Genomic DNA, 12,735 nt, shown 5'->3' with positions numbered 1-12,735 from the left:
CAGCCAAACTATCGGAACCCAAGCCCTGGAGCCGGCCGCTGACTAAGTTCATGGTTGTATGGCGACCAAAACACGTCATGAACTAACTCCTTGATAGGATGGCTTAAGGAAAAATATGGTCCGGTTATGGTTTGTCGCCATTTGCTCCTCGACGAACCGAGATGTATCTAATGCGCTAGAGGTTTGGTGATGTTAGATTCAATTTCTTGGCGAATTCTTAGTACTCTTATTGGTCTATCGGTTTGGGCCACAGGTGCTGCGCATATAAGCTATATCTCATCTGAGTTTCAATTGAAGCTTGAGCAAGCATTTCTGACTGCATGGCCTGTTGGTTTCCTTTTTCTTTCGGGGATTTCCTTGCTGGTAGCGACCTTGCTATATGACAAAAACAGAAGTTCTTCGTTACGGTTCTCCCACCTCGGAGCAATTATAGGGCTATTCTATTTTGTCATTGTTGGTTGTGCAGTTATGTTTTGGATGAGCCTAACAATTTTTACAGAACCGTTTGTTTGGTATTTTGGGATAACACCCTTCTGCTTGTTGATACTAGTTTTATTTAAGGTGAGAAGGTTAACTAATCAAGACGGTCAGGAGGGTAAGTAGTTGTATGAGGCATATTCTGATTTTTCTGTGTGTTATTTGGCAGGTTTTCTTTGCTGCTCTGCCTTGCCTTTGTGATAACCGAACGGCAAGGACAAGCTTATGAGAAGCTGCTTCTTCAACAAATTGAGTTGTATAAAGATGGTCAGCTTGAGAGTATTGACCTTTCTGAAGTAAATGAAATCTCCTGGGACAAGCTCTACCTATTTGCCCCGTATACTCCTGTGAGTGAGGTGAACTCAGTGGTCGCTGGGGTGTGGATTGGGGCTTGGCTTACCGATATACAGTATAGTGATCGAGGAACTTTACTCGTCTTTCCTCTAAATATTGCCGATTTTTCAACTATAGTGCGACAAGATGGATACATCCCTGAAGACAGTTTATTCTCCTTCCAGGAGAAGATGTTGAAGTAATTTGGCTAAAATGAATAAGAGTGCCAGTAACTTAATCTCCATGAAGTATGCTGTATTGAGGAGGATTACTGTTACAGATATGTCCACCTCAAGCTGCCTGATCGGTTTTTTGGACAACAGTGGATACGAATGGCTATCGGCCATTAGCAAAGCAAAATGAATAAGCAGATTTTCGCTTTAGTTGTGCTGGGTTTTATTTCGTCCTATTCTCTTGTGTTGGGAATGCAACAATTTTTTCTGCGGAGACAAACCCCGGGACCACTCAATAAACTAATTGACTGGGAGAAGATGTTCTTATTACTCCCCAACTATAGAAAAACCTCTCCCCCTAAACAAGTTAACTATAAGCTGTCTGGGTTTTTCCTTCTTGTAATTGGCACTTTAGGTTTTTGCAGCCTCCTGATAACAATAGGAGAGATTCTCAGTTCAGGCGGATAAGCGAGATTGGAAATTATAAAGTGAGGATGGGCGGCAGCCTTTAGGCTGCCGCCCATCTTATTTGTCAAGCATTTGTGGCGATAATCTCTTGCATTAACCCCTCTTGCACTTATACTGGGTTTTGACCTTAGGGGGATTGCATGACGGTTGACGCGACCCGAGTAACAGCCAAACCATCGGAACCCAAGCCCTGGAGCCGGCCCCTGCGCTGGCTGCTGGCCGTGTCGCTGCTGGCGGGCGTGGCGCTGCCTGCTGGCATGACCGGGGCGCAGGCCGCGCAACCGCCGGCGCTGGCCAGCGCTCCGCTGGCGATCCCTGAGATCAGCTACCCTCTCTACCAAGACATCCCGCAGGCGCCGGCCTACGGCAGCCTGTATCCCCAAACGGTCATCCCAGCCCGGCAGGAGGCCCGCGGCCCGGTGGACTTGCGGGTCAGCGCGCAGCCCAGCGTGCTGGCGGCCGACGGCGTCTTGCGCGTGCAGGTGCAGGTCACCAATACCCAGAGCCAGGCGCTGCGCGACCTGGTCTACACGGATGTGCTGGCGGCGGGGATGGAGTTCCTCGAAGGCAAAGTGGAGCATTCGCCGCGCCAGAACAGCGTGCGCTTTGCGATCGCCGAGCTGGCGGCCGGTGAGACGCTGGAATTTGAGTACAGCCTGCGCATCACCGCCGCGCCGGGTGCGGGGCGCAGCCAGGGCGAGATCTGGGTGCATCCGGTGGAGCTGGCGCTGCCCGACCAAGAGCCGATCGTGGTCGAACTGGCTTTTTGGACCGGGCAGCCGGCCAAAACGGATGAGACCCACATTGCGGCGCTCAGCCGGGGCGGCGGCTGGGCCGAGACCGACCTGGCGGCGGTGTATGTGCCCGAAGGCGCCCTGGAGCACAGCGCCATCCTGGAGGTGACCCGTCTGCCGCAGGGCCGGCCGGGACCGGAACTGCAGTTCCAGATCGAACTGCGCGCCGCGCCCGGGCTGGCCGAGGGCCTGGGGGACGAAACCCAGCGGATGGAGCCCGGCGCGGTCGTGGAAGAGGCCTTTGCCCAGCCGGTCTTTCTGGAGGTCGACTTCTCCTCCGTGGTGGACCTGAAAGACGTGCCGGCTGGCCAGGAACCGTATGTGGCCCTGTACGATGAAGCTTTGGATATTTGGGTCAAGCAGCCGATCGTGGCGCTGGACCCCGAAGCCAACACCGTCACGGTCGAAGCCGCCCACTTCTCCACCTGGGGCGGCGGCCTGGGCGACAGCCTGCCGCAGAACGGTGCCAACGTGCTGCTGTTTGACCAGCCGTATGCGGCGCTGTTCACTGGCGGGGCGCAGTACAGCATCCCGATCTGGACGCCGGCCGGGCGCGGCGGCCTGGCGCCGGACATTCGCCTGAGCTATTCCAGCAAGACGGTGGACGGCGTGCTGGGCGATGTGCAGGCGCCCTGGGTGGGCGTGGGTTGGAACATTGACGCGGTGGAGATCGTGCGCCAGATCACCACCAGCACCAGCGGCTATGGCTACCAGGACAAATTTGCCCTGACCTTCAATGGCGAAGAGCACAACCTGTTGAAGGACCCGGCCCACCCCAACCGCTACTACACCGAACGGGCGTCTTTCCTGTATATCGAGCGCCACAACCACGCCCTGGGCAATGCCGGGGCGGTGCCCAACACCACCGGCGAGTGGTGGGAGATCGTGGCCACGGACGGCACACGCTACCGCCTGGGCTGGAATGAGGATGCCGAGCAGCGCACCCTGATGTATGGCTACAAGTGCCAGACCGGCACGCCGTGCACCACGCCGGACGCGCCGTATACCTCGCTGGGCTATGCCGGGGTGGGTACCAATGTGGTCGCCAGCCGCTGGCGGGTGGACCGCATTGTGGATGTGCACGGCAACTTCATTGAATACAGCTATGCCGAGGAGCAGCCGCCGGCGGCCGCGCAGATCCCGGCCTTTGACCGGGCCAGCTACCTGGAGAGCATCCGCTTCACCGGTTGGCTTTCCGGCGGGCTGCATGGCGCCGAGGTCGAGGCGCCGGGCTACGAAGTGCGCTTTGTGACCGCCGGGCGCGGCGGGGTGGGCGACACGGCCCCCCTGAACTTCGGCATTTGGGACCAATGGGACGAGCAGCTGCTGGCTGAGATCCAGATCCTGTATGACGAGACGCTGGTGCGCCGCTATCAGCTCGACTATGCGGCGGAAGCGGCGCCCAACCTGAACGGCACGCTGACGCTGACCGGCCTGCGGGTCAGCGGCGGGGGTTACACGGAAGGCGGGGTCACCATCCCTTACACGGAGGCGGCGACGGTCAGCTTCGGCTACGAGAACCTACCCAACCGGGCGGTGAGCGGCGGGCAAAACGTGTGGACCTACCCGCGGCTGGTCAGCATCGCCAACGGCTACGGCGGCCAACTGACCTACACCTACCAGCACGACGGGCGTGGGGCGGCCTCCTGGTACAACTACCGGGTTATCGAAGCGCAAGTCCACAGCGGCGTGGCGCTGGCCGCGGTGCAGAAATACAGCTACGGTACACCGGTCTATGCCGGGCTGGGCGGCAACCCCAACCACGGGGCGCTGATCGGCCACCCCAGCGTGACCGAGACCAGCTACCAGCTGGACGGCGAAACCAAGATCCTGGACACCACCCACCTCTTTGGCACGGCTGGGCTGGACGTGGGCCGCCCGCAGACCACCGACTGGAAGAACCCAAGCAATGGCGAGGTGCTGCGCCGGACCCGCCACACCTATGTGACCGACAACAGCCAGGCGCCCTTTGCGGGCCTGAATTACCGCTATTTGCTGCAGACCGAAAACTTCGAGCTGCTGACCGGCGGGCTTTCGCTGGTCAACAAGACCGTCTATCAGCGGCACCCAGGCACCGGCAACCTGCTCTCGCAGAGCGAGTACCTGGGCGGCAGCCTGTATCGCCGCCAGGAGTTCAGCTACGCGGTGAACAGCGACCCGGCCGTGTACATTCTGGACCGGCTGGCGACGCAGACCCTGCGGGACGCCAACAACGCCGTGCGCGGCGAGACGCGCCTGGTGTATGACGGCGGCGCGGCGCTGACCCGCGGCCTGCTGACCCTGAGCCAGACGCGGGTGGGCAACAGCAGCCAGACGGTGGACGCCGGCTTTGTGTATGACGCCTATGGCAATCTGGTGGAGACGCGCGCCTATGAGGACTATGGGACACTGGGCAGCCCGCCAAGCAGCGGCTATCGGTCCAGCCAAATGTCCTATGACAGCACGCTGCACACCTACCCGGTCAGCAGCACCAACCCGCTCAGCCAGACCAGCAGCACAGCCTATTTGCTGAGCCTGGGCCTGCCGGTGACGGCCGCCGACCCCAACAGTTGGACCAGCAGCACCAGCTACGACGGCTTGGGGCGGGTGCTGAGCACTACCGCGCCGGGCTTTGGCAGCCCCAACGTGACCTTCAGCTATCCGACTCCGGTGGATGGACAGGTGGCCGCGCCGTATAGCTTGAGCATGCAGATCTTGGACATGCTCGGCCCGGATAGCCCTGCGTACAGAACAGTCACAGGCACCTACGATGGGCTGAGCCGCATGCTGAGCCAGAACGCGGTAGGGCTGGTGACCGCCACGACCTACAACGCCCAGGGTTTGGTGGCCAGCCAGAGCCTGCCGGGGATCGGCGCGCCGGGGGCGTATACCACCCACAGTTACGACTTGTTGGGTCGCTTAACCTCAACAACGCAACCCGGAAACATTGTTTCTTCTCTTGTCTATTCAGGGTTGAGCATCAGCAGCATCGACCCCAACGGCCATCGCATCATGCGCACCAATGACGGCCTGGGCCGTATGATCGCCGTACAGGAATTTTCCGGGACGCACCCCAGTACAGCCCTCTACGCCACGATCCTCTATACCTATGACATCTACGACCGCCTGACCCAGGTGCGCGACGCGCAGAACAACGTCACCGCCATCAGTTACGACTGGCTGGGCCGCAAGACCAGCATGAACGACCCGGACATGGGCCTGTGGAGTTATGTCTATGATGCTTTTGGCAATTTAACCCAGCAGACCGATGCGCGCGGCCAGGTGTTGAGTTTTGCCTATGACGACCTGGGCCGCCTGCTGAGCAAGACCGACGCGAACAACAGCCAGACCCTGGCGACCTACACCTATGGCAGCAGCGCCGGCACGATCGGCTTTCGGGTCGGCATGACGGACCAAAGCGGCAGCACCAGCTGGAATTACAGCGACTATGGCCGCACTGTGACCGAGACGCGCAGCATCAGCGGGGTCAGCGGCAGTTTTGCTTTCACCACCGTCAGCGACTGGCTGGGGCGCATCGCCAGCCTGACCTACCCGGACAGCGAAGTGGTTTCGTATGCTTACGATGCCCTGGGCCGTGTCAATGCGATGAGCGGCAGTGAAGCAGGAAATCTTGCCAGCCTGGCCTACAACGCCCTGAGCCAGATCACGCAGATGAGCCTGGGCAATGGCGTATTGGTGACCAACACTTATTCCGGCAGCACCAACCGTTTATTGACCCGGGTGGCCAACAATGGCTCCCAGGACTTGATCGACTTCAGCTACGAATATGACCTGGCCGGCAACATCACTGCCATGCAGGACGCCGTGCTCGAAGAGAACTTCAGCTATGAATATGATCATTTAGACCGCTTGCTGGAAGCCAACGCCTTTACAGAACCAGAGGACTATATCTATCGCCAGCGCTGGGACTACGACCAGCTCGGCAACATCCTCAGCGCAGGCAACTACATCGTGCCGGAGCCTACTCTGGAACCGACGCTGACGCCTACTGCGACGGAGACGCTTGACCCCGAAGCCACGCCGACTGAGACGGAGACGCCGACTGAGACACCGGAGGTGACACCTACCGAAACCGAGACCCCCACGGAAACGCCAGAACCTACGGAAACGGAAACCCCGACCGAGACCCCGGAGGTCACACCGACCGAGACGCCAGAGGTGACACCTACTTTAGAGCTGACGCCCACGCCGCCAGCCATGCCCTTCTCCGGCAGTTACGGCTATGATGCCAACGGCAACATGACCACGCGCATTGAATATGGTATCGAATGGACGCACACCTTCAACGCCGAGAACCGCCTGGCGGGCTTGGACAACGGTGACGATGAGTGGGTCTTTACCTACGATGGTGATGGGATCAGGGTCAAGCAGGTCAAACCAGATGGTGCGGTGACCTTGTATCTGGGCGGTGGTGCCTATGAAGTGCGCGACGCCAACGGCTCGCCCGAGATCATAAAGTATTACGGCCTGGCAGGACAGCGCGTGGCCATGCGTGATGACGAAGGCACCAAGTACCTGCTGACCGACCATCTGGGTTCAATAGTTGCTCTCATAGATGTATCTGGCAACTTGCTGGGGGAACAGCGTTATACGCCTTATGGCGTGCCGCGCTTTGAGGAGGGCATCACGCAAACAGACTTTGGCTACACGGGTCAGCGCTTGTTGGGCAATACGGGCTTGATGGATTACAAAGCGCGCTTTTATAACCCAGGGTTGAGTAGATTTATACAGCCAGATAGTATCGTGCCTAGATTTGCAAATCCCCAGACTTATAATCGATATTCATATGTAATCAATAATCCAGTGAAATACAATGATCCTGATGGACGTACTCCAACTAAATATTGTATTGATGGTGTCTTTTGCGGGTCAGCTCAAGCATATGGAAATTACTATGTTACACAGCAGTTAATTGCATATGGAGTAACTACAAAAGGAGTTTCGCAAGAACAACGTTATCAGGTCTTACGCTCGGTGCAAATAGTCGGGGAGCGTTTAGTCCAAGAAAAGGGAGGCGGTAAATCTGAGGATTTATTTAAGGAACAGCATGGGAGAGTAAGATTGGTCGTAGACCCCTCGATAACTTTTCGTGATGGAAATTGCGAAACAGTGCTTTACAACGTAACTTGCACAAAATTCCCAACTATGACAAATTTGCTTCATGAAGTTGGACACGTATATGACAACCATCGGTTTGTTACTACTGGTCAATTGGCTTCTGATTGGATACCAAGTGGTGATCGGAACGGTGTTGGCTATATGTGTAGTACTTCTCCATGTGTGGAAAACAGTTGGTTACAAAACGGGAACAATAGGATTGAAGAGTTTGCAGATATGTACATGAATTACATGCTGCATGGCAATTCAGGGTTTCCGAAAAATGGTTTTACTGATGAAACATCGATTCAGTATGCACCTTTTACGCGCTTTGATTGGTTTAGGGATTACCTACATGATGTATGGTGGCTTTCAGTTGATTTAGGAGGAAATCCTTGACAGGATATAAGAATTTCCTTGCTTTTATTATGATCATTGCGGTGCTTCTTGGAGTTTACAAGCTATTTCAAATACACCAGATAGATCAAACTGGCCTGCTTTCAATAGAAAATGGAGTGGTTAAAACTGCGGTTCCTACGGATCTCGGTGAGCTAAACGTTATTCTTGGGAGTTTGGAAACTGCCAATTGCTCCCTGCCTTGCTACATCGGTATAACCCCAGGAGTAACTGAAACTAAAGAGGCTCTTGCCATTATCAATAAATTAGGCATTTTATTGGAAGATAAACTGAGTTACACAAGTTCTGTAGGCACTTTAGATTTGTACTACTTTCGAGAGCGCTTCGAAACAGAATTATTCCGATTGTTCATTGCCTCTAAAGATGAGTTGGTAATCTATATTCGTATCGACAATATAATAACGAAACCCAAAGAGCAATTTGAAGAATCACAAATCGTAGAGTTGTTTAAAGCACAGGGTTACCCTGATCGAATTGGAATTCCTCAAAGTGAAGAGCGTGAAGGTATATTTCTTTTATATGAGAGCAAAGGGATTTTGTTCGAAGCAGTAGGGGGGGGAATTAAGAACGATTTTATCTGCTTTGACAATCTCTTAACACTTTCAATTTACTTATACAGCGAGGAATATAGCGAAGAATACACTATGTTTAACCTCAAAGTTTCACCACAGGAGAGTTATTGGCAACCAATAGAGGTGGCTTTGGGTTTGACAATTCAGGAATTTGCTAATCTCATCTTAGCTGACAGAGAAACTTGCTTTATTGTGAAGAGTTCTAATTAGAAACTATTTTAATTGATTCGCTATCTGGTGAGCGTGTGGATTATGAAAGACAGTTTTAAGGGAGGAGGAGTGACGGCTGTACGGTTGCACTGTGATGGGAATCGCGCTGAACGCCGCCGGGCTGGTGACCGCCACGATTCCGGTGATTCCAAGGCCGCCAACCAAATAGAAGAAAAATGAATGTAACGTATCGTGCTCTTTTGCTGTTTCTGTTGTTACTTTATTCTGTCTATTGTATAGTCTTTGGTTTTCAGACTTTTATTCTTGGTCGTAAGCAGCGCGATGTCGTCTCCTTATTAATGGGAAGGCTAAATCATTTCTTAAAAATCTCTGATAAAGAATTTGATGACCGCTCACATAATTACAGGTTAGTGGGATCTTCTTATTTTTTTACCGGCGTTCTTGGCTTACTTTGGTTAATTGCATATCTAACGGAGTAAGTGACGGTGTGAGGGGATCGATATGAGACATACTGATTGGACGGCGAACTCAAGATCTTGGATGCTACTCACCACGTTTTCGGCATCGCCGGGTTGGAATGTTCGCCGCCTGCTGAATCGGATTCTGAATATGTCGGCGCGACCGCCTAATGTACTGGACTTTTACATGTGGCGCCTACCGCAGAATGCCGCCGGGCTGGTGAGCAGCCAGAGCTTGCCCAGCTTTGGCAGTCCCAGCCAATTCACAGTCCACAGTTATGACCTGCTCGGCCGGCTGACCTCCACCACCCAGCCAGGCAGCATCAGCACCCAGACGATCTATGCGGGTTTGACCACCAGCATGATTGATCCCAACGGACACCGGGTCTCGCGCACCAGCGACGGTCTGGGCCGCATGATCGCCGTACAGGAATTCTCCGGGACACACCCCAGTACAGCTCTCTACGCCACGACCCTCTATAACTATGACATCTACGACCGCCTGACCCAGGTGCGCGATGCGCAGAACAACGTCACCGCCATCAGTTACGACTGGCTGGGCCGCAAGACCAGCATGAACGACCCAGACATGGGCCTGTGGAACTATGCCTATGACGCGCTGGGCAACCTGCTGGAGCAGGAAGATGCGCGCGGCCAGGTGTTGAGTTTTGCCTATGACGACCTGGGCCGCCTGCTGAGCAAGACCGACGAGAACACCAGCCAGACCCTGGCGACCTACAGCTATGGCAGCAGCGCCGGCACGATCGGCTTTCGGGTCGGCATGACGGACCAAAGCGGCAGCACCAGCTGGACTTACAGCGACTATGGCCGCACTGTGACCGAGACGCGCAGCATCAGCGGGGTCAGCGGCAGCTTTGCTTTCACCACCGTCAGCGACTGGCTGGGGCGCATTGCCAGCCTGACATACCCGGACAGCGAAGTGGTTTCGTATTCTTACGATGCCCTGGGCCGTGTCAACGGCATGGCTGGCACAGAGACAGGCAGTTTAGCGACTCTCGCCTACAACGCCCTGAGCCAGATCACGCAAATGAGCCTGGGCAATGGCGTATTGGTGACCAACACCTATTCCGGCAGCACCAACCGCTTGCTGAACCGGGCGGCCAGCAATGGCTCCCAGGACTTGATCGACTTCAGTTATGAGTACGATCTGGCCGGCAACATCACCGCCATGCAAGACACAGTTCTCAATGAGAACTTCAGCTACGAATATGATCATTTAGACCGCTTGCTGGAAGCCAACGCTTTCACAGAGCCGGAAGACTACATCTACCGCCAGCGCTGGGACTATGACCAGCTCGGCAACATCCTCAGCGCAGGCAACTACATCGTGCCGGAGCCTACTCTGGAACCGACGCTGACGCCTACTGCGACGGAGACGCTTGACCCCGAAGCCACGCCGACTGAGACGGAGACGCCGACTGAGACACCGGAGGTGACACCTACCGAAACCGAGACCCCCACGGAAACGCCAGAACCTACGGAAACGGAAACCCCGACCGAGACCCCGGAGGTCACACCGACCGAGACGCCAGAGGTGACACCTACTTTAGAGCTGACGCCCACGCCGCCAGCCATGCCCTTCTCCGGCAGTTACGGCTATGATGCCAACGGCAACATGACCACTCGCATTGAATATGGTATCGAATGGACGCAGACCTTCAATGCCGAGAACCGCCTGGCAGGCCTGGACAATGGCGACGATGAGTGGGTGCTTATCTATGACGGCAATGGCCATCGTGTCAAGCAGGTCAACCCGGACGGCACAATTACCTTGTATCTGGGCGGTGGCGCCTATGAAGTGCGTGACGCCAATGGCTCGCCTGAAATCATAAAATATTACGGCCTGGCTGACCAACGCCTGGCCATGCGGGATGACGAAGGCACCAAATACCTGCTGACCGACCATTTGGGCTCGCTGGTGGCTTTAACAGATGCTGTTGGTGACTTGCTGGGTGAGCAGCGCTACACACCCTATGGCCTGCCGCGCTTTGAAGAAGGCATCGCACAGACCGACTTTGGCTACACCGGGCAGCGACGGCTCGACGGTACGGGCTTGATGGACTATAACGCCAGATGCTATAACCCGGCGTTGGGGCGATTTATACAGCCTGATCTCGTTGTTTCGCGATTAAGCAATCCTCAGACGCTCAATAGGCTATCATATGTCCTCAATCGGCCTCTAACTATGGTAGACCCTAGCGGTTATGTTTCCAAAACTCCATGTTTGGATGGAATTATTTGCGGTAAACCGTTAACGGTGCAACAAAATTTGTGGGTAAGCTATGGCATTAAACTTTCAGGCAATTGGTCTAGCATAGATCTTTATGCAATAAATAAGGCCGTCCGTGATGTTGCAGCTAAAGTTGCTCAGACTACTGGTTCGAAAAATTCCTCACTAGCATTTAGGCAAGCATTTGACACTGATGCGAGTACCCCATTAGTGATCAACAAGGTTTCCTCATATACATATATGGGAGATGAATACACAGGCGGTTGCGTAACTCGAAGCAGCAGCTTAGTGGACTGTGCCGCTATGTCGCTTGTGGCTCAAAGGCGTGTGAACAATTATATCCACGAGCTTGGGCATGTATTTAATAACATTTACGGCAAAGTACCTGAGAATTCCCTTCCGCAGAGATATGTTGATAGCCGAGCGAGTATTCTCCTTCCAAATCCGTTTGGTGGCAGGCTTTGGCAGCAGAATACAAGTGAGACAAAATCTGAAACTTTTGCGGATATGTTCATTGCTTGGACCTATAGTTCTTGGGGAACGGGTGAACTGGAAGAAAGAGTGGAAGATTTGACAGCAAGCGAGTGGATGGCGACAAATATGTCTCAGTGGCTGAAAATAGGAGAGACTAAATGACTCTTCACTGTGCTAAATGGTTGATTTTTATCTCTACATTGTTGATTTCGTGTGCTCAATTGGGACAGGCCGTTGCTGTTCCTGTCGCAGAACAAACTGCTCCAAGCGATACCCCCTCCTCTCCTTTAACAAGCTCTCCCAGCACAGAAGAAACTTATCAAGTATCTCTTGGGGAACTGAGTAACAAATATTCCAATTGTGATTTGCCTTGTTGGTGGGGGGTAACCCCAGGAGAGACGACTAAAAACGAGTTTAATCAAGAATGGTCGTCAATTTTTAGAAGCTCTGAATACTATGTGGCTCCTTCTGGTGATAGCGGTTGGGTAGAAGTTGTTTCGTCGGAAGACGAAGTGATTATCTCGATGAAGGCTAGATTCGAATTTTCTGCAGATCAAAAACTAGGTTCTCTTAATATCACAACGTTGGCGTATTCAAGGGTTGAAGGTGGCCTTATACGTCTATATGGTGAAGAAACATATATTAGGCTCACTGATAACTATAGCTTAGATATGGTCTTACGGGACTTTGGTTTACCTGAGGCGGTTAGGTTTTATTTGGAGATTGCTATCGCTGAGCCAACCGCTCCCAACGCATTTATTCTGTGGCTATCATATCCAGAAGAGGGTGTGATCTTAGAATATACGACACGACCTATCATTGAAACTGAAAACCCTGTTATTTGTATCGAAGACTTATTTTTTAATGCTTGGTTGTTCTCGCCTGGAGATTTGGAAGGTGTCAGGAACAAGATGAACGAGTTTGTGGGTCCCTATACTCTGGACGTTGAGCAGGTTTATGGGATAACCGTTGATGAATTCCACAAGAAGTTTCAAAGGGGCGGTGAAGAATGCATGACGATTCCGGTAGATATATGGCCTCCACCCTAAT

At 53.9% G+C, this 12,735-nt stretch carries 5 protein-coding genes; all 5 read left to right on the top strand.

What is annotated here, in order from left to right; translation table 11 throughout:
* Positions 1-674 precede the first annotated feature (674 nt).
* The 5 genes from KF885_00885 (at position 675) to KF885_00865 (ending at position 12,734) form a co-directional block, all read left to right on the top strand.
* Positions 675-1,013 carry a hypothetical protein gene (locus KF885_00885; GenBank protein MBX3047709.1) on the top strand — a complete coding sequence of 113 codons (339 nt, stop codon included), beginning with the start codon at positions 675-677 and terminating at the stop codon, positions 1,011-1,013.
* A 578-nt stretch (positions 1,014-1,591) separates the two neighbouring features.
* Positions 1,592-7,741 (top strand): hypothetical protein, encoded by a 6,150-nt coding sequence (locus KF885_00880; GenBank protein MBX3047708.1) that lies wholly within the window; start codon positions 1,592-1,594, stop codon positions 7,739-7,741.
* Positions 7,738-8,541: a hypothetical protein gene (locus tag KF885_00875; protein MBX3047707.1), complete on the top strand. Its 804-nt coding sequence runs from the start codon at positions 7,738-7,740 to the stop codon at positions 8,539-8,541. Before KF885_00880 ends, KF885_00875 begins: the two co-directional genes overlap by 4 nt.
* 606 nt (positions 8,542-9,147) lie before the next feature.
* Entirely contained in the window at positions 9,148-11,847 is a 2,700-nt protein-coding gene (locus KF885_00870) for an RHS repeat-associated core domain-containing protein (GenBank protein ID MBX3047706.1), read from the top strand.
* Positions 11,844-12,734, top strand: coding sequence for a hypothetical protein (locus tag KF885_00865; protein ID MBX3047705.1), 891 nt, complete (start codon positions 11,844-11,846; stop codon positions 12,732-12,734). The genes KF885_00870 and KF885_00865 overlap by 4 nt, the downstream gene beginning before the upstream one ends.
* Position 12,735 lies beyond the last annotated feature (1 nt).

It is taken from the genome of Anaerolineales bacterium (genome assembly GCA_019637805.1).
Lineage (GTDB): Bacteria > Chloroflexota > Anaerolineae > Anaerolineales > UBA11579 > JAMCZK01.
Note: the sequence above shows the minus strand (reverse complement) of the source record. Positions and strands in the feature narration are given on the sequence as shown.

What these genes read in the sequence shown, in the direction of transcription:
- KF885_00880 (MBX3047708.1), top strand. Translation starts at nt 1,592, where the DNA reads ATGACGGTTGACGCGACCCGAGTAACAGCCAAACCATCGGAACCCAAG.
- KF885_00870 (MBX3047706.1), top strand. Translation starts at nt 9,148, where the DNA reads ATGTGGCGCCTACCGCAGAATGCCGCCGGGCTGGTGAGCAGCCAGAGC.
- KF885_00865 (MBX3047705.1), top strand. Translation starts at nt 11,844, where the DNA reads ATGACTCTTCACTGTGCTAAATGGTTGATTTTTATCTCTACATTGTTG.